We start from the raw sequence: 18,403 nt of genomic DNA, 5'->3' as shown, positions 1-18,403 counted from the left end.
CCGCAGGCCGGCGCGGTTATTGGGCAACCCACAGCGGCCGGATATGCGGCAATGCAGCGGACTGCCTGCCGATGTCCGAAAACGGCAGCGACGGGTCGTCGGCATGGGTCAAGTAACGATGCTCCGGCAGTTTCAGGTGGGCCTTTTCGAATTCCTCGAAGATCGCCGTGCGGCGGTTGTAATGAAAGTGCGCGTACCACAACGGGCGCGGCGGGGTGGCGGTCAGGTCCCAGACTTCATATTCCTGCATGAAGTCGCGATGCCCGTTGGCACGCCTCGCCAGTTCGCTCATCGACGCGGTTCGACGCACCTCGACCACGTGATGCCTGACCAGGTCATCGAGCATGCCGTCGGTGGGTTTGCGGCTGGCCAACGATTGTCGGGTGCGCAAGGCGCGGCCGGCGGCGGTCAGTTCGCTGGCGGTCGTGCGCAATGGCTGGAGGCTCGGCTCCTCGGGGTCAAGGCGCGCGATGCGGTTTGCGCGCAAGGTGAGTTCGGCGGCTTCGCTGACCAGCATGTGTTCAAGGTCCACCGGCAACATGCCCTGGCGGGCATAGGCGTCGACTTTGGCCTGGTACGCCGGCACGGCGCGCAGGCGGTTCTGGGCTTCGCTCACCATCACCGACTTCACGTTCGCCTCCGCCGGGAACTCCACGGGCGGCGCCGGTTGGCGCTGGGCCCGACCGTCCGGGCGTTGCTCCCAGGTCTCGGTGTGGCCGCTGAGGTTGTCGATGGTGTAGCGCGTGGTGTTGGTGCGAGGGTCGGTGTTTTTTATGCCGATCAGCAGCCGGTTGTCTTCGCTTTCAAACACCGTCCCTTGGGGTTCATCGAGCTGCGGGCGCCGCAGGCGAGGTGTTGTGCCGATACGGTGGCGGGCCAGTTGAATCATGCGCTCGAGGTTGTTCAGCAAGGCGTCCAGGTTATCCAGGTCAAAATGTTGCGGGTAGCCTGCGCTCAAGGTTTTAACGCTGAGGCTGAACCGCGCGTAGGCATCGATACATTCATTGAGGATCCGCGTGCGCTGGCTGACGGTGGTGGGCGTTTTTGTCAGTGCGAAATGCGTGTTCAGGGCCAGGTGAGCGTCGAGATAGACGCGATTGACCTCACTTTGCAAATACAACCAGGAAGGATCGCTGACGTGATCGTAGCGGTTGAACGTATCGATGCTGTGGACGGTGCGCAGGTGCGTGCGAAACCCTTCATCGTAGAGCTCGTTCCAGCGCGCCGCGTCATCGCGAGCCTCGCCCACCAGCGTGCGCGTATTTTGCAGGTCCGCGTCGATCTGTTGCGCGGTCCTGCGCGTGCTTCTGCCTTGGAGGCGCAGATCGGCCTCCAGCGCTGCCAGGTTGATCTGGCTGCTCCATTCGTTCATGACCAGGAAGATGCGGTCGATCCGGTCGAGTTCCTGCACGATTTTCTGGCTGAGACCTTTGCGGGTTTGCAGAAACTGCAGAATGGCGGCGGGGCGTGCTGGCGGCACCTGGATATCAGCGAATTGCCCGGTCAATTCCTGCAGCGCGGCCGCGGCGACTTTCAGGCGCTCCACGGCTCTGCTGGTGACAATCAAGGCAGCGCGGCTTTGCAAGCCTTGGAGGGCCAGGTGCTCTCTGTTGGGGGTGGAGGCGATCACGTCCTGAATGGCGTTGGTCTGCTGAATCGCCAGCTCGATGTCCTGGGTGTAGGCCTGATCAAGGGTTGGCTGCAATGTCTTGCGGGTGGCGAAGTCGCTTTGGTTGGACAGGTGTTGCAGGTTGCTGGTCGCGGCCAGTTGAGCGTCGAGCCGACTGCTCAGCGTATTGAGCGCATTGCTGAGCGCCAGTTGGCGGCGCAGGACATGATCGGTCCACCAGATCGGCAGTCGTTGTCGAATCGCCATCGGCCAGAGCGGCTCGAGGGTGTCCGCCAGGTGCCCGAGCACGCCGCCGCCGCCCGCCAGGCCCGCCGGTTGCGCGGTGCCGTAGACGCCGAAGTGGGTGTCCCATTGGCCGGCGTCATCCAGGGCAATCGGTTGTTTGTAGGTTTTCAGCGCGTTGCCGCTCAAGCGCCAATGGCCGTTCTGCAGTTCGACCTGATAGACGTTGCCCTGCCGCACGATGAAGTGGCCGTCGGCATGGCGGTAGATGTTGCGATAAATACCGTGGCTCGCCGGGGTCAGATGGGCCAGGGCGATCTCCTTGTCGTACTCATACCCGCTGAAGCGCTCGGCGATGCGGCGCGCCTTGCGGCTCATGGGCGGTTGCAGGTAGCGGCCGCCCTTGAAGGCATTGCGCAACTGGCGCCCAAGCGTGCGCGTGCGCGCTGCGTTGGGCGTGATCAGCACCCCGCCGGCCACATCCACGCCGGCGTCGATCATTGATTGCAGGACCTGGGTGATGTCGTGCATGCCTTGGGCATGATCGCCGCGTCGAAATGCATCTACCGCGTCATTGGCGCTGACCCAGCCGTCGTAAAGGCCGATCACCGTACCCACCACGGGGACCACGCCGAGCGCCATCTTGATATAGCTGAAGGCCTGCACGCCTTTGATGGCATAGCGTTCCAGGTACAGGTCGCTGTTGGAACGGGAACTGGCGCGGTGGGCCTCCTTGACGCGGCCCATTTGCGCGTTGAGCAAATGGCCGGCCAGCGACGTGGTGACGGGCCAGGGGCGGCCGACGCCGATCAGCGCGTCGAAATGCCGGAGCACCGCTTGATTGATCCGGCTGACGTGGTTGGCCACGTTGCCCAGCAAGGCGCGGCCGGCCAGGTAATTGACCATTGTGCTGCTCAGGCACAGGCGGTACAGCGCCAGCCGCGCGGCTTCAAGGTTGGCGTAGCTGCGCAGGTAGTGGCCGTCCGGGCTCTCGGGCAGATAGAGCAGGGTGAGCCCGGAGTTTTTCTGACGGATGAAGGTGACGCCGGACAACGTGCTTGAACCGTCCTGGGTGTCTGGCCCGCCGACACTGAGGTGGGCGGGGAGCAACTCAATGTCATTGCCATCGGCGCGCCAGGCTTCGGCCGTGCTGGCATTCACGGCGATGTTGAAGGTGTTCAGTTCGGTGGCCGTGATGTGCTTTTGCAGGAACGCCAGGCGCCCCTGGAGCGTAAGCATCAGGCGCTGAGGTTCGAGCAGGCATTCGAGGCGATAGTCACGGCTGAAGTCCGTTTCGCGATCCGAGCCTTGGTAAGCCTCGACGATCAGGTCTTCATACGCTTGGGCCAGGTCCAGTTCCGGCACCAGCTTGCGCAGGTAGTTGGCGCTGAGCCCGGCGGTGAGTGCCTGGCCTTCCGTGGCGTCCTGGCTGCTGACCTCGACCTTCATGAACGTCAAGCGCTCGGCGATCGGCGTATCGATGTTGCTCAGCGCCAGCTCATCCAGGCTCATTTTGACCCGGGTGGCGCTGGGGACCTGCACCGTCTTGGTCGGAGTGCCCGGCGCGCCAGGGGCTCCGACGAAATGCTGTTGATGCGTGACCGATTCGGGAACGTCGAGCTGAACGCTGAACGGTTGTTTGAGCGAGAAGTCCCGGGACAGCCTTGCGTGCAGGCGTTTTGTGCAAAAACTGCTGATCAGCGGCAGCTTCAGGTTCAATACTTCATCGGCGCGTTGCAACGCCACGATGTAGCGCTCCAGCAGGGCCTTGAGTTCGGCCCTGTCGGCCGCTGAAACCTGGCCGAGCCAGACCGGCAGTTGCGCCGCCAGTGCGCCGCTCTGCTGCTGCTCCAGAAGCTGCGCATAGGCCAGTTCGCGCGCGGTGTTGGTCGATACGCCCAGTTCCTGGATCGCTTGCACGCGCATGGGTTGCAGCTCCCGGGCTTGGCGCTCGGTGTCGTCCGGGGCGCGGCGAAGCATCGCTTCGATCTGGGCGACCCAGTCGTCGAGTTGCACGGTGAGGCTGTACTCGAACGGGGTCTGATTGAGCAGGGCCAGTTCCAGCGACGACGCGTCCGAGGGCGTTACGCCGAGCCACTGTTCAAGCGCCTGGCGCGAAGCGAAGTGCTGCAGCCCGCCCTGGCTGCCCGGCCAGTACAACAACAGGTCCTGAGGCGTTGACGCATCGAGCAGCGCCGCTTCCAGGGTGATCAGCAGCACGCCGTCCAGTTCTTTGCGCTGGGTGTTGATTGCGTCGTTGCTGCGCTCGCGGATCGACAGCGTCAAGGTCGCCACCGACACTTTGAGTTCGGGGTCTGGCGCGTTGAGCGGGTCAAGCGCGGCCAGGAGCATGGCGTACCCGGCCGGGCTGATCTGGTTGAGTTGGCGCTGCAGGCTGGCTTCGGCAAGCAGCCCGTTCAGCCGTGCCTGGAGCAAGCGGTGATAGTCGGGGTTGGCCTGTTGGGACAGCTCCAATAGCTGGTTCTGGGGTTGATTCCACAGCGCGCTGGCCGCTTCGTGGGCTTGCTGTTGCGCCTCGTGCAAGCGGTTGAGTTGGCTGCGCAACGTGGCCTGTTGCTCATCGCTCGGCGGCGGCAATATGGCAGGCGCTTGCACCGTACCGAAGAGCGGCTGTTGTTGCCGCGACAGCGCGTGGCGGCGCTGGGTCAGGGGCAGGTCGGCGGTCAGTCCGGCGAAGACTATGGGCGCGCTGTCGAGGGGCGCGTCGTCCTCGGCGGGAGCGAGCGCGGATGCCGGCGGCAAGGCGAAAACCCCCTGGCTGCGCTGTTGCCGGTCAACCTTATCGGCTGCTTCCAGCGCTCTGTGTCCATGTTCGGCGAGGTCCCGGCCGTGGGGGTATTTCAAGCTGGCCTGCTTTTCTTTGAGGCGATGTTCCAACAGGTGCGTCACGCCGGCTTGCAAGGGCTCGTCGACCTCGCGGTAGTCGATCAGGTTGTCTCGCGTGATGGCCGTCACGCCGGGGAACAGCGTGGGGTGATCGAGCAACCACTGCTCCATGCCGACGCGGCTGTTGAACAGGTTCAGCGCCGGTTCTTCAGAGGGCAGGTACAACAGCTGGAGGACGACCTCGGCATCCAGGGTAATGACCAGCGCACCGGGTATCTCGGCATCGGCCAACCCGGTGCGTTTGAGCAGCAGTTGCTCGGCGTAGATCTTCTGACCGTCGAGCTGCAACGCGCCGCTTGGCGGGTCGAGGACGGTGAGCAACGGTTTCAATTGATCGGCCGTGATCGCCCCCGAGGCGCAGGCCAACTGCGCGGCGGCTTGGAGATGGCTGCTGTACTGCGCAACCGCGTGATCGCGACGCGAGACCGCAGTGCCAGGCGCGCGCGTGAACCACCAGTAGCGGACCCACGCGGTTCGCAGGGCCTGTTCCACGTTGAGCTGGGTAAAGGGTTTAACCAGCTCGAACGGTTGCGCTGCGTACTGGGTTTTGCTTTCCGGCAGGCCGATCACCCGGCAATGTTGGTAAAGCGCGGCGTAGGCGGGAAATTGATGAACGAAGGCACTGGCCTGGGTCAGTGTGATGGAGCGCGCCGGTCTTTCATCGGAGGCGGCAAAGTGCAACTGCACGCTGTCGCCGTCCAGGTCCAGTTGCTCGTTGATGAACGCGTTGAGCGAGGCGTGGACACTGGGCGCATCGATGCTGAGCCGGAGCATCTGTTCGCGGCTGGCGTGCCAGCGGGCCGTGGCTTCCAGCAGCAGGCTTTCGTCCACGGGGCGAACCTGCGCGTGGGAAAACGGCGGGAAATCGCGCACGGCAAGGGGGGAGAGCGGGTTGGATGTATCGGTCATGTGACGGCACTCGAAAAATAGGGGCAGAACGGTGCTTTACCGGTCGGAGCCCTATTTAAAGGTGGAGAACGAGGCGCGCAGGGATAGATAGTTAGTGAGCCGACCGTTGAGCGACATTCATTAAACTGTCACGCAACTGTGGCAGCGCGCTTGAACAAACTTCATCAGACTCGCGCTCTACTGGGGTTCTGTGTTTCGGTGTTTTTCATGCGCGTGTTGCTGTTACTGGCCGCTCTACTGTTCGGCCTGCCGTCTTTTGCGGCGTCTCGATGTGATGTCAATGTCCCGACCCAAACGGTCGATCTGGCTCAGGTGAGCATCGCCTACCAGAGCATCGGCCGTGCGTCCGATCCGGCCTTGTTGCTGGTGATGGGCCTGGGCGGGCAACTGATCCACTGGCCTGACGAGGTTGTCGTCGCCTTGTGCCAGCAAGGTTTCCGGGTGATCCGCTACGACAATCGCGATGTCGGCCTGTCCACCTGGCGCCAGGCTCCGGCCAGCGCCAACCTGACATTTGAAGTGTTGCGCTACAAACTCGGCCTGCCCGTGGCGGCGCCGTACACGCTGACCGATATGGCCGATGACGCCCTGGGTTTGATGGATGCGTTGCAGGTCCGGCAATTCCATGTCCTTGGGGCGAGCATGGGCGGCATGATTGCCCAGCACCTGGCCGCGATGGCGCCGCAGCGGGTGGAAAGCCTGACGCTGATCATGACCAGCTCCGGCGCCGAAGGCCTGCCGGCGCCGAATGCGGCGCTGGTGCAATTGTTGTCGCGGCGCAGCGCACCCAATCGCGCAGTGGCCCTGGAGCAACAGGCCGATTTGCTGGCCGCGCTGGGCAGCCCGTATGTCAAGGATGACCGCCAGGTGTTGCTGCATCAGGCGGCGTTGTCCTACGACCGTGCGTTCAACCCCGAGGGCGTGAAACGCCAGATCATGGCGATCCTCGCCGAACCGAGCCGCGTGCCGTTGCTCAACCAATTGCGCGTGCCGACCCTGGTGGTGCATGGCACCGCCGACCCGTTGTTGCCGGTGATGCACGGCGTACACCTGGCCGCGCATATCCAGGGGAGCCAGTTGAAGCTGATTCCGGGCCTGGCCCATCGTTTCCAGGAAGCGTTCAAGGCGCCGTTGCTGGCGGCGGTGCTGCCGTACCTGCAAGCCCATCGCGAAGACGCCGTCCATTGGGCGCAGATCGAGCCGCCGGTCTCGGCGAAGGTGTTGTGACATTGGTGTATCGTGCAGCTTTTGCGGCGCATTAATGCCAGCGAGGTTGCCTACCATGAGTACTGCCCTGAAAATCGATTTCGTCAGCGATGTGTCCTGCCCCTGGTGCGTCATCGGCCTGCGCGGCCTGACCGAAGCCCTCGACCAGCTCGGCAGCGAGGTGCAGGCCGAGATCCACTTCCAGCCGTTCGAACTGAACCCTGGCATGCCCGCCGAGGGCCAGAACATCGTCGAGCACATCACCGAGAAATACGGCTCCAGCGCCGAAGAGTCCCAGGCCACTCGTGCGCGCATCCGCGACATGGGCGCCGAGTTGGGCTTTGCGTTCCGCACCGACGGCCAGAGCCGCATCTACAACACCTTCGATGCTCATCGCCTGCTGCATTGGGCCGGGTTGGAAGGCTTGCAGTACAACCTCAAGGAAGCGCTGTTCAAAGCCTATTTCAGCGATGGCCAGGACCCGTCCGATCACGCGACGCTGGTGCGTATCGCCGAGAGCGTCGGCCTGGACCCGCAACGCGCCGCGGCGATTCTCGCCAGCGATGAATACGTCGCCGAGGTGCGCGAGCAGGAACAACTGTGGGTGTCCCGTGGCGTGACGTCGGTGCCGACCATCGTGTTCAACGGGCAGTACGCGGTCAGCGGTGGCCAGCCGGTCGAAACGTTTGTCGGGGCGATTCGCCAGATCATCCGCGAATCCCGATCCTGACGCTGGTCCCATGTGGGAGGGGCTCATTGTCCTCAAGAGAGTCCCTGGCCCGTCCCTTGCATTGACCCCCTAAAGCCCATCCGCAATCCGGTTGGGCGCTGCCATTGGGGGTGAAACATTACCTTGAATATTCTTGACCTCGACCACAGCCTTACGGGCCAGGCGCCGATTGCCCGGCGTTTGGCCAGTGGTCATGCCACCCGTCTCGACTTGCTGGACCTGGGCCCGAAACTGCGCCTGTGGTCCACCGAAAAAACCTGGAAGCGCTTCACCGAACGCCTGGCGGCACGGCCCCGGCCCACGGACGCGCGGCCGGAAATCCTGTTTGTCGGCTCCGGCGATTATCACCACCTGACGCCGGCATTTCTGGCCGACCTGAAAGAACCGATCAGCCTGATCCACTTCGACAACCACCCCGACTGGGTCCGCTTTGCGCCCAAGCGCCACTGCGGGTCGTGGGTCAACCGCGCGCTGAAGATGCCGGCGATCAAGCGCATCGTCACCCTCGGCCCGTGCAGCGATGACCTGCATAACCCGCAGCTGCGCGGCGGCAACCTCGGCGCCCTCACGCGCGGGCAATTGCAGCTGTTTCCATGGCAGCACCCGCCGTCGAAAGTCTGGGGGCGGGTCGGCGATGGCGCCGGCCACCAGCAGCAGGAAAACTACCTGTACTGGCGCAACCTGGCGGAGCTGGACTGGGCCGCATTCCTTGAGCAAATGATCAGCAGCCTGCCCACCGAAGCCATCTGGATCACCATCGACAAAGACGTACTGGCCAGCGAAGACGCGGCCACCAACTGGGACCAGGGCGGCATGCGCCTGAGCCATCTGCTCCAGGCCCTGCGGGCCCTGGCGGCGCGCAAACGGATCATCGGCATCGACGTGTGCGGCGAGTTCGCCAAGCCCGTGTTCAGTAACGCCTTCAAGCGTTGGGAGGCCAAGTCCGACCAGCCACCGGCCGAGCGCTGGAGCGTCGAGGACCTGCAGCGCAATGCCGCGACCAATGAAGCCCTGATCAACCTGTTTGAGGAGCTGTTTCCGTGACTTTGACCGTGGTGTTGCTGGTGGCCTTTTCCATCGTGCTCGATGTGGTCGGCCAGTTGTTTTTCAAGATGGGCCTGGACCGTTTGCCGGAGTTGGAGGGCGGCTTTCGCCTGAACGCGTTCTGGGGCCAGGTGTTCAATGCGCCGTTGTTGTGGGCGGGGCTCGGGGCCTACGCCATCGAGTTTTTCGTCTGGCTTGAAGCCTTGTCCCGCGCGCCGTTGAGCCTGTTGTTTCCGGCGGCGGCGCTGGCTTATTGCGGGGTGGTGCTGGCGGGCAAGCTGGTGCTGGGGGAAACCGTCAGCCGCCGGCGCTGGATGGGCACGCTGGTGATTACTTTCGGCGTGATGTTAGTCGCGATTGCAGGGGGTCAGGCATGAGTACGCAAAATATCGATCAGGGCTGGTTGCACGAACGCCTTGGCACCGTGGTGCTGTGGGCGTTGCTGATTTGCACCGAGAGCGCCGGGCAGCTGTTTACCAAGGTCGCCGGGGACCAACTGGGGCAGATGGATTTCAACTGGCAGTGGTTGTCCGAAGTGGCGCGCAACCCGGGGATTCTGGCGGCGATCGCCAGTTACATCGGCGCGTTTTTCGTGTGGATGCTGATCCTGCGGCGCAGCAGCCTGTCGCTGGCGTTTCCGCTGAGTTCGCTGGTGTTTGTGGTGGTGTTGCTCGGTTCGTGGCTGGGGCTGGGGGAACATATCAGCCTGCTGCACTGGGTGGGCGTTGGGGTGATTATCGTCGGGATCGGGTTGTTGGCCGAAGGCGAGGAAAACTGAAAGTATCGCGATGAAATACTGGCTCCATGTGGGAGGGGGCTTGCCCCCGATAGCGGTAGATCAGTCCCGTATGTATTGGCTGGCCCTGCGCTATCGGGGGCAAGCCCCCTCCCACATTTTTATCGATGTGCATCAGTTGAACTTGTAGCTGATCGCCGTCTGCACCTGGCTCTGGTTCACTTCGCCGGCCTGCTTGACGATGCTGCTGTTCGCCGCCGAACCCACCAGGCGGACCCAGCTGGCACTGGTCAACAGCGACCATTTCGTCGCCAGGGGAAACTCGAAGCTCTGGGTGAACGTCACGTTCTGGAAGCCGCCGCTGGCGTTGTAGGGGCGGAAACCCGAGGCGGCGGCTTCGCTATCGCTCACGCCGAAAAACGTGTTGGTCTGGCGTCGGTCGGCAAAATGCGCCATCAGGTCGCTGCTGCCGATGATCCCACCGGCCAGCGGATAGCCCAGCTCGCCGCCGACCTTGCCGAGCACGCCGCCCTGACCCTGGGCGCCGCCCACGGCGCGACCCAGTTGGGCGTAGACGCGCCAGAAGTCGGCCGGCGCGTATTCCACGAACCCACCGACTTCGGCCATGCTCGACACTTCGCGCAGCCCCGACAAGGCGCCGTTGGACGTGCGGCGCGACAGGTAGTTGATGTACGGGCCGGCGCTGAAACCGTTGGTTTTCAAGGCGCTCCAGGACAGGCCGTCATCGGTGCTCAGGCTCACGTCGCCCCAGTCCAGGTCGAGGTATGGAACGGCCGCGGTTTCATAGCGGGTGCCGGTGGGTTCCTTGGGCTGGTAGCTGATACCCGCGCCTGCTTCACCGGTGATGCCGTCGGCCTGCGCGGCTTGTGAAACGCTCCACAGCCCCAGTAACCCGGCGAATACAGCGGAGGTGATCCTGAACATGGTCACTGTTCCTTGATTGAATATGCGCGCATGAACGCGCAAAGCGCAGCCTTGGCGCAAGCACTCATCTTGTTTGTAGCAAGCTACAAAAATTGTAGCTCCTTCGACACAAAACCGTCTGATATCCGCGCAAACCCCCAGCGCCATTGGGTGCTGGCCAGTTGGCACAGTCCCTGCTCTACACCTTCTGCAAGCGCACAGAGCGCGCTCCTCCTCAAGGTAAACGCAGATGATCCACTGGCATATCGTGTGTGACTTCGACGGGACCATTACCCCCACCGATGTCATCGACAACGTCCTCCAACGCTTCGCCGGCCCCGAGTGGGAAACCATCGAGCAGGAATGGTTGGATGGGCATATCGGTTCCCGCGAATGCCTGAGCCGCCAACTCGCGCTGATCAAGGCCACCCCAAGTGAGCTGCTGGCGTATTTCGACAGCGTCGAGATCGACCCGGACTTCCCCGATTTCGTCGATCACGTCATCGGCCTGGGGGCCTCCATCGAAGTGGTCAGCGACGGCATCGAGCAAGGCATCGCGCGGATTCTGTCGCGCAACTACGTGAGCTTGCTGCCGATCCTCGCCAACCGCCTGCGCCAGGTCGACCAGAACAGCTGGCGCATCGACTTCCCGTATGCCAGCGATGCCTGCCGTGCCGCTTCCGGCAACTGCAAGTGCAAATCCACCCCGCGCAACAAGCGCGTGCTGGTGATCGGTGACGGCAAGTCCGACATGTGCGTGGCCTCGACTGCCGACTTCGTTTTCGCCAAGGGCAGCCTTGCCCGGTACTGCGAGGCCAACAACATTCCCCATGCGCGCTTCGACACCTTCGCCGAAGTGAGCGCATTGCTGGCCAAGCTGCCACAGGGCATCGCCGCCAACGCCACGACCTTTGCCCCTACTGACCTCTCTATTGAAAATCAGGAACTCTTCCACCATGTCTGATATCCGCATCGCGAGCGCCGAAGACCAGATTCTTCTGGATAAAGAAGCCAAATACTGCTCTTACGGCGACACCGTTCACTACATCGAGCCACCGCGCATTTTCAGCCGTTGCGAAGGCTCCTACGTGTGGGACACCGAAGATCAGGCCTACCTCGACCTGCAAATGTGGTACTCGGCGGTCAACTTCGGCTATGCCAACCCGCGCTTGAACAATGCGCTGAAACAGCAGATCGACACCCTGCCGCAAATCGCCAGCCAGTACCTGCACAAAGGCAAGATCGAGCTGTCGGAAATGATCGCGGTCGACGCCAAGAAGAAGTTCGGCCTCGACGGTCGCGTCCACTTCAACGTCGGCGGTTCGCAGTCCATCGAAGACTCCCTGAAAGTGGTGCGTAACGCTACCAACGGCAAGAGCCTGATGTTCGCCTTCGAAGGCGGCTACCACGGCCGCACCCTCGGCGCGTCGTCGATCACCTCCAGCTACCGCTACCGTCGTCGCTACGGCCACTTCGGCGAGCGTGCGCAGTTCATCCCGTTCCCGTACCACTTCCGCGGCCCTAAAGGCATGACCAAGGAAGAATACGGCAGCCACTGCGTGCAGCAATTCGCCCGCCTGTTCGAGACCGAATACAACGGCGTGTGGGACCCGAAAGTCGGCCAGAGTGAATACGCCGCGTTCTACGTCGAGCCGATCCAGGGCACCGGCGGCTACGTGATCCCGCCGATGAACTTCTACCGCGAGCTCAAGCAGGTGCTGGACCAGCACGGCATCCTGATGGTGTCCGACGAAATCCAGATGGGCTTCTACCGCACCGGCAAGTTGTGGTCGATCGAACACTTCGACGTACAACCGGACGTGATCGTGTTCGGCAAGGCGCTGACCAACGGCCTCAACCCGCTGGGCGGCATCTGGGCCCGTGAAGAGCTGATCAACCCGAAGATCTTCCCGCCAGGTTCGACCCACTCCACCTTCGCCTCCAACCCGTTGGGCACGGCGGTAGGCCTGGAAATGTTCAAGATGACCAACGAAGTCGACTACGGCGCGATGGTCATGGCCAAGGGCAAGTTCTTCCTGGAAGGCTTGCAGGACTTGCAGAAACGCTTCCCGATCATCGGCGACGTCGACGGCCTGGGCCTGGCCCTGCGCTGCGAAATCTGCGGCCCGGATGGTTTCACGCCGGACAAGGCGACCCTGGACTACATGGTCGAAGAAGGCATGAAAGGCGACATGGTGGTGGACGGACGCAAACTCGGCCTGATCCTCGACGTGGGCGGCTACTACAAGAACGTGATCACCCTGGCACCGTCCCTGGAAATCAGCTACCCGGAAATCGAACTGGGCCTGAAGCTGCTCGAGCAACTGCTGGTGCGAGCGACTAAACGGTGAGCAACGTCGGGATCGACCTCGGTGAGGGTGATGCCGGCTTCGTTCTCGGTGAAGGGCCGGTCGGCATCCTGTTGATCCACGGCCTGACAGGCACGCCGACGGAACTGCGCCAGGTCGCCAAGGGCCTGGCCAAGGTGGGTAATTGCACGGTGTACGTGCCCACCCTGGCCGGGCACTGCGGCGACAACAGCGACCTGCAGGCCACCGGCTGGTTGGACTGGTACGAAGGGTTGCGCCGAACCTTCGCCCAGGTCCGCCAGCGCCATGAACAGGTGTTTGTCGGCGGTCTGTCGATGGGCGCGGTGATGTCGATGTACCTGGCCTCGGAGCATCCGGGCCAGGTCGCCGGGCTGCTGATGTATTCGACCACCTTGAAGTACGACGGCTGGAGCATCAACAAGCTGGCGTTCCTTACGCCGTTGCTGATGAAAATTCCGTTCGGTGTGCATATCTGTCGCTTCGAAGAGAAGCCGCCCTACGGCATCAAGAACGAACGCCTGCGGGCGATCGTCGAGCGGCAGATGAAGGAAGGGGAGAGCAGCGAGGCTGGCCTGCTGACCATGGAGGGCATCACGGTGCGCGAGTTGCACCGGATGAACGCCGTGGTCAAGAAGCGCATGCCTCAGGTCAAGGTGCCGGCCCTGGTGCTGCATTCGATCGAGGATGACATCACCAGCCGCTGGAACGCCGATTACGTGGAACGTCACCTCGGCGGGCCGGTGACCAAGATCCTGCTGGACAACTGCTACCACATGATCACCGTCGACCTGCAATACCGCCGGGTGATCGAGTTGAGTGCGGAGTTTGTCGAGCTGCACACCGCTTCCGTGGACGCCGGTGCGTTGTGGCGAGGGCGCTTGCCCGCGTCAGGCAGCGAAGCGAGCCTGGAACCTGCCACCTCGTTCTAGTTGTAAGGAGCGCGTGTCATTGAGGGGGCTGCTACGCAGTCCAGCGGGAGTACGCTCCCTCGCTACAAAGGATTCGATGTGATAACCACCCAAGCCTTCCCGACCATCCGGGCCATCCGGCGCAGTGCCTGGAACGACTGTTTTCCCGGTGCGCTGGAGGACTGGGACTACTACGTTGCCGTGGAAAACGCCGCGATCGACGATTTTCAATGGCGCTACCTGGCGGTATTTGAAGACGGCGCGCTGGTGGCCGTGGCGGCCGCGTTCATCACCCATTACCGCCTCGATACCACGGTGTCGGGCGTCGGCAAGCGCTTGACCTCGCGGCTGGAGCGGCTGTGGCCGGGTGTTTTGCAAGTGGGGCTGTACGCCATCGGTTCGCCGGTGGCCGAGCGTTGTGACGCTGGGTTTGCCAGTGGCGTGCCTGAGGTTCGGCGCGCGCTGTTACTCAAGCACCTGCTGCTGGCGGCGCGCCAGGACGCCGATGAGTTCGGCATCGGCCTGGTGGCGGTCAAGGATGCCCCGACGCAGGACCCGCACTGGGCCGACAGTTGCCGCGCGGCTGGCTTTCAAAGCATGCCGAGCTTGCCCACGGGATTATTGCCGCTGCCTTACGGCTCGGTGGACGCTTACCTGGGTTCGCTGGGCAAATCCACGCGCAAGGACTTGCGGCGTAAACTGCGCGCGCCAGGCCCAAGGGTGGAGTGGCGGCGCAACATCGACGATGTGCTGCCCGAGGTCATGCGCCTGTACGAAGCCACGCTGACCCGTGCCGAGCTGCAGTTCGAACGCTTGCCCGCGAGTTATTTCACCGGCGTGCTCGAACGCCTTGAACAACGCGCGGTCTGTGTTCTTTACTGGGTCGACGAGCACTTGGTGGCGTTCAACCTGATGCTGGTGGACGAGCATCGGCTGGTCGACAAGTTCTTCGGGCACGACGTGGAGTTTACCCGTGACTACAACCTCTACTTCCGTAGTTGGTTGACCAATGTCGACTACTGTATCCAACACAATATTGCGTTGTATGAGTGTGGCCAGGCCGGATATGCCAGTAAGCTGCGGCTGGGGTGCGAGTTCCAGGGCAACAGCCTGTTCTTCCGCCACCGTAACCGGCTGGTCAACGGCCTGCTCAGACTCGTGAAAATGTTTCTTCGACCGGATCGTTCCGACCCTGCCATGGCTGCTGCGATAAGCGAAACCTGATGATCACCAAGACCCGCCAGAAAGCCCGCCCCTTTGCCATTTCGCGCTGGAGCGTCCAGCGCAAGTTGGTGCTGGCGTTCTGGCTGGTCAGTGTGATTCCGACCATGATTGCGGCCGAGCTGGCCGCCACCACGCTGTCGCAGATTTTCGACAGCAACGTGCGGATCTGGCTGCAGGAATCGACCAAGATCGTCAAGGACGAGATCGGCGACATCCTGCATGACAACGCGCGCATGGCGAAATTGTTCCTGCGCTACGCCAGCCCGCCCTCCAGCCGGGAGGCGGCCAAGCACGACAGGCTCGCCGCCGATATCGCCGAAGCCACGGACATCGACGTGGTGGCCCTGATTCGCAGCAGTGACCACCGGGTGGTGTTCAGCACCGCGCCCAATGACATCGTCAAGCAGATCAACCTGACCAGCAACGCCGCATTGCAGACCGTGCAAGTGGCGGGGGTGAATACCGGCATCGTGGTCTCGACGTTCGAGACCAGCCAGGACGGCGTTGACTACGTGCTGCTGGTGGCCACCTACCTGGACAGCAGTTTCCTCACCAGCGTAGCCGACGTACATTCCCTCGACCTGCGCCTGTACCTGGCCAACCCCGGCGGTTTCTCGGAAATTTTCTCGACCCAGCGCTTCATGGATCACCCCTCGCACATCCCGAAAGGCGTCGAAGCCGAGATGCGCAGCAGCAAGCAACCCAGCGAACAGTTCACCAACAAATACAGCGGTTTGTACTGGCCGATCTTCAACGATGCCGGCGAGCTGCAAGGCGTGATCTTCAGCGGCCTGCTGCGCCATACCAGCCTGGTCGGGCTGGTGAACCAGAGCAACCTGTTCGTGCTGATTTTCCTGCTCAGCTCGGCACTGTCCCTGGCGGCGGGGCTGCTGGTGTCGCGGCGCTTGACCCAACCGTTGCGCGATCTGTCCCAGGGCGTGAGCGCCGTGATCTCGGGCAATTATGCCCACCGTGTGGTGGTCAGCGGCGGCGATGAGCTGGCGCAATTGAGCAGCACCTTCAACCATATGACCGAACGGCTGGGGGAGTTGCATCACCTCGAAGCCCAACTGCGCCGGCGCGACCGCCTGCATGCCCTGGGTGAAGTCGCCATGGGCCTGGCCCACGAAATCCGTAACCCGCTGGGGATCATCAAGACTGCCACCCAACTGCTGCACCGTCGCGCCGACTTGCCGGAAGCCGACAAGCGCCACCTGGAATATGTGATCAGCGAAGTCAGCCGGATCAACGACCTGATCACCGAGTTTCTCGATTTCGCCAAACCCAACGCGCCGCTGCGCGTATTGCAACCGGCGCGCGCGCTGGTGGAGGAGATCCTCGGCTTCTGCAGCCCGGAACTGGCCAGCCACAAAATCGACGCCCACATCGACGACCAGGCGCCTGGCGCGACCATCTATGCCGACGCCAAGCAGCTCAAACAGGCCTGCCTCAACCTGATTCTCAACGCTATCGATGCAATGCCCGAAGGTGGCCGCCTGACCCTGGGCATTCGTTCGATGGGCGACAACACAGTCATCAGCGTCGCCGACACCGGCCAGGGTATCCCGGCGGATATGATCGAGCGCATCTTCACCCCGTTCGTCACCACCAAGGCCTCCGGCACCGGCCTGGGCCTGGCCAAAGTCTATTCGATCATGGAAAGTCACGACGGTAGCATCGAATGCATCAGCGAGAATGATGCCGGCGCTACGTTCAGCCTGTACATTCCGGCAATCGGCGAAGACGACGAGGACACTCATGACGCATAACATATTGGTGGTCGACGACGAGCCCAAGCTCTGTGACCTGTTGTCGTCGGCCCTCAGCCAGAATGGCGTACAGGTGTTCACGGCGGGTAACGGCCTGCACGCGCTCAAAGTGCTGGAGCAGGAAGACATCGACCTGGTGATCAGCGACTGGCGCATGCCGGGCATGGACGGTCCGGCGCTGCTGGCCGAGATCAAGGCGCGCTATTCCCAGGTGCCGGTGATCGTGATGACCGCCTACAGCACGGTGAAAAACGCCGTACAGTCGATGCGCAACGGTGCGTATGACTACATTGCCAAGCCGTTCGATATCGACGAGCTGGACATCACCGTGGCCAAGGCCCTGCAGTTTCGCGACATCATGCGCGACAACGCCCGCATGCGCGCCGAGCTGGACGAGCAGGCGCAGTTCGACAGCCTGGTGGGCGACAGCCCGGCGTTTCGCAAGGTGTTGCAGGCAGTGGATTCGGTGCGCGACAGCAGCGCAACGATCCTGCTGACCGGCGAAAGCGGCACCGGCAAGGAAATGGTCGCCCGCGCCATCCACAAGCACGGCAGCCGGGCCGACAAACCGTTCGTCGCGGTCAATTGCGCGGCGATTCCCGAAGGGCTGCTGGAAAGCGAAATGTTCGGCCATCGCAAGGGCGCCTTCACCGGTGCCGTGGCCGACCGGGTCGGGCGTTTTATGCAGGCCGACAAGGGCACGCTGTTTCTCGACGAAGTGGGCGACATGCCGCTGGCGCTGCAGGCCAAGATTCTGCGCGCCTTGCAGGAGCGGGTGATCGAGCCGGTGGGCGACCCCCGCGAGCGCAAGGTGGACGTGCGCGTGATCGCCGCCACCAACAAGAACCTGTTGGAGGCGGTGGCCAACAAGGAGTTTCGCGAGGACTTGTATTACCGCCTCAACGTGTTCCCGATCCCGCTGCCGCCCTTGCGCGAGCGCGTGGAAGACATCGCGCCCCTGGCCCGGCACTTCGCCCAGACCTTGAGCGTCACCGCGGGTAAACGCATCACCGGTTTCAGCCCCGAGGCCTTGCAGGCCATGACGGCGTATCACTGGCCGGGCAATATCCGCGAGCTGCAGAACTGTGTGGAACGCGCGACGATCGTGGCGTCATCGCCGGTGATTGAAGATATCGACTTGCCGGGTTATCTGTTCGCGTCCAAGCCCCGCGAGGGCGGCGTGACGGCGATCCTCAGCGACGGACCGGGCATTCCCCAGGACCTGGATGCGGCGCTGGCGGAGGTGGAGAAAGCCTACATCCAGGCGGCATTGCACGAGAGCAATGGCGTACAGGCGGCCGCGGCGGCGAAGATCGGGATTTCCGAGCGCAGCTTCTGGTATCGCCTGAAGAAGCTGGGGATTCAGGTCGACAAAATAGTCCGCTGAGTTGCCTGGCACAGCACTGTTCTAAATGTGGGAGGGGGCTTGCTCCCGATAGCAGTGGGTCAGACAGCCTATGTGTATCTGATCCACCGCCATCGGGGGCAAGCCCCCTCCCACATTTGGATTGTGGTGTGTCAGGTCTGCAGGCGTACCCAGACGCTGACCAGAACAGTCGCTGCCATCAACCACGCTAGCGCTGCTACGGCTAAAGAGGCTTCCAGGCGCAGGCGATCGACCAGCACGTAGAGCGTCGCCAGGTACACAAAGTACGGAATGATCGACCACATCCCGAACAGGATGGTGGTCTTCAAATCGTCCACCGAACGGCCTTTGCCGACGATGTAATGGGCGATCAGCGCAAAGGTCGGGAACAGCGGCACCAACCCGGCGATGTAGTAATTCCGGGTCTTGGCCAACGCGGCCAGTATCAGCACCACCGCCGCGCCCAGGGCGGCCTTCAATATCAGATCCACGCGCGGT

14 protein-coding genes are annotated in these 18,403 nt (G+C 62.8%); 11 read left to right on the top strand and 3 right to left on the bottom strand.

All coding sequences use genetic code 11. From position 1 onward, the window contains the following. Nucleotides 1-16: 16 nt before the first annotated feature. Nucleotides 17-5,668 carry a dermonecrotic toxin domain-containing protein gene (locus tag NR164_RS24265; protein ID WP_256823351.1) on the bottom strand — a complete coding sequence of 1,884 codons (5,652 nt, stop codon included), beginning with the start codon at nt 5,666-5,668 and terminating at the stop codon, nt 17-19. A gap of 207 nt (nt 5,669-5,875) precedes the next feature. Here NR164_RS24265 and NR164_RS24260 point away from each other — a divergent pair, with 207 nt between their 5' ends. The 5 genes from NR164_RS24260 to NR164_RS24240 all read left to right on the top strand — a co-directional run bounded on the left by NR164_RS24260 (nt 5,876) and on the right by NR164_RS24240 (nt 9,426). Continuing rightward, complete coding sequence (locus NR164_RS24260) at nt 5,876-6,895, top strand: alpha/beta fold hydrolase (protein WP_046384554.1); 1,020 nt, start codon at nt 5,876-5,878, stop codon at nt 6,893-6,895. A gap of 55 nt (nt 6,896-6,950) precedes the next feature. Then, a complete protein-coding gene (locus NR164_RS24255; protein ID WP_046384553.1) occupies nt 6,951-7,604 on the top strand; it encodes a DsbA family oxidoreductase in 654 nt (217 codons plus the stop codon). A gap of 123 nt (nt 7,605-7,727) precedes the next feature. Beyond that, nucleotides 7,728-8,648 (top strand): arginase, encoded by a 921-nt coding sequence (locus tag NR164_RS24250; RefSeq protein ID WP_256823350.1) that lies wholly within the window; start codon nt 7,728-7,730, stop codon nt 8,646-8,648. Further along, complete coding sequence (locus tag NR164_RS24245) at nt 8,645-9,025, top strand: transporter (protein ID WP_017844596.1); 381 nt, start codon at nt 8,645-8,647, stop codon at nt 9,023-9,025. Before NR164_RS24250 ends, NR164_RS24245 begins: the two co-directional genes overlap by 4 nt. After that, a complete protein-coding gene (locus NR164_RS24240; protein ID WP_017844597.1) occupies nt 9,022-9,426 on the top strand; it encodes an EamA family transporter in 405 nt (134 codons plus the stop codon). The genes NR164_RS24245 and NR164_RS24240 overlap by 4 nt, the downstream gene beginning before the upstream one ends. A gap of 132 nt (nt 9,427-9,558) precedes the next feature. Here the strand turns inward: NR164_RS24240 and NR164_RS24235 are convergent, their stop codons facing one another. Further along, a complete protein-coding gene (locus tag NR164_RS24235; RefSeq protein ID WP_046384552.1) occupies nt 9,559-10,329 on the bottom strand; it encodes a MipA/OmpV family protein in 771 nt (256 codons plus the stop codon). Nucleotides 10,330-10,558: 229 nt separating this feature from the next. Here NR164_RS24235 and NR164_RS24230 point away from each other — a divergent pair, with 229 nt between their 5' ends. The 6 genes from NR164_RS24230 to NR164_RS24205 all read left to right on the top strand — a co-directional run bounded on the left by NR164_RS24230 (nt 10,559) and on the right by NR164_RS24205 (nt 17,926). Further along, nucleotides 10,559-11,272, top strand: coding sequence for an MtnX-like HAD-IB family phosphatase (locus NR164_RS24230; RefSeq protein WP_017844599.1), 714 nt, complete (start codon nt 10,559-10,561; stop codon nt 11,270-11,272). Further along, complete coding sequence (locus NR164_RS24225) at nt 11,265-12,659, top strand: aspartate aminotransferase family protein (RefSeq protein ID WP_017844600.1); 1,395 nt, start codon at nt 11,265-11,267, stop codon at nt 12,657-12,659. The genes NR164_RS24230 and NR164_RS24225 overlap by 8 nt, the downstream gene beginning before the upstream one ends. Next, nucleotides 12,656-13,567: a carboxylesterase gene (locus tag NR164_RS24220; RefSeq protein ID WP_046485794.1), complete on the top strand. Its 912-nt coding sequence runs from the start codon at nt 12,656-12,658 to the stop codon at nt 13,565-13,567. Before NR164_RS24225 ends, NR164_RS24220 begins: the two co-directional genes overlap by 4 nt. A 78-nt stretch (nt 13,568-13,645) precedes the next feature. Next, the gene (locus NR164_RS24215) at nt 13,646-14,770 is read left to right on the top strand and encodes a GNAT family N-acetyltransferase (RefSeq protein WP_017844602.1); all 1,125 of its coding nucleotides are present in this window, start codon (nt 13,646-13,648) and stop codon (nt 14,768-14,770) included. Continuing rightward, nucleotides 14,770-16,539, top strand: coding sequence for a HAMP domain-containing sensor histidine kinase (locus NR164_RS24210; protein WP_046384549.1), 1,770 nt, complete (start codon nt 14,770-14,772; stop codon nt 16,537-16,539). Before NR164_RS24215 ends, NR164_RS24210 begins: the two co-directional genes overlap by 1 nt. After that, nucleotides 16,529-17,926: a sigma-54 dependent transcriptional regulator gene (locus NR164_RS24205; protein WP_256823349.1), complete on the top strand. Its 1,398-nt coding sequence runs from the start codon at nt 16,529-16,531 to the stop codon at nt 17,924-17,926. The genes NR164_RS24210 and NR164_RS24205 overlap by 11 nt, the downstream gene beginning before the upstream one ends. Nucleotides 17,927-18,057: 131 nt before the next feature. Here NR164_RS24205 and NR164_RS24200 read toward each other — a convergent pair whose 3' ends face one another. Beyond that, nucleotides 18,058-18,387, bottom strand: a complete 330-nt coding sequence (locus NR164_RS24200) for a GlpM family protein (RefSeq protein WP_162231505.1) — start codon at nt 18,385-18,387, stop codon at nt 18,058-18,060. Nucleotides 18,388-18,403 lie beyond the last annotated feature (16 nt).

The organism is Pseudomonas sp. Pse79, from assembly GCF_024519615.1.
GTDB classification, from domain to species: domain Bacteria; phylum Pseudomonadota; class Gammaproteobacteria; order Pseudomonadales; family Pseudomonadaceae; genus Aquipseudomonas; species Aquipseudomonas veronii.
Note: the sequence above shows the minus strand (reverse complement) of the source record. Positions and strands in the feature narration are given on the sequence as shown.

Coding starts and splice junctions, on each gene's coding strand:
- NR164_RS24265 (WP_256823351.1), bottom strand. CDS start 5,668: ATGACCGATACATCCAACCCGCTCTCCCCCCTTGCCGTGCGCGATTTC.
- NR164_RS24260 (WP_046384554.1), top strand. CDS start 5,876: ATGCGCGTGTTGCTGTTACTGGCCGCTCTACTGTTCGGCCTGCCGTCT.
- NR164_RS24255 (WP_046384553.1), top strand. CDS start 6,951: ATGAGTACTGCCCTGAAAATCGATTTCGTCAGCGATGTGTCCTGCCCC.
- NR164_RS24240 (WP_017844597.1), top strand. CDS start 9,022: ATGAGTACGCAAAATATCGATCAGGGCTGGTTGCACGAACGCCTTGGC.
- NR164_RS24235 (WP_046384552.1), bottom strand. CDS start 10,329: ATGTTCAGGATCACCTCCGCTGTATTCGCCGGGTTACTGGGGCTGTGG.
- NR164_RS24230 (WP_017844599.1), top strand. CDS start 10,559: ATGATCCACTGGCATATCGTGTGTGACTTCGACGGGACCATTACCCCC.
- NR164_RS24225 (WP_017844600.1), top strand. CDS start 11,265: ATGTCTGATATCCGCATCGCGAGCGCCGAAGACCAGATTCTTCTGGAT.
- NR164_RS24210 (WP_046384549.1), top strand. CDS start 14,770: ATGATCACCAAGACCCGCCAGAAAGCCCGCCCCTTTGCCATTTCGCGC.
- NR164_RS24205 (WP_256823349.1), top strand. CDS start 16,529: ATGACGCATAACATATTGGTGGTCGACGACGAGCCCAAGCTCTGTGAC.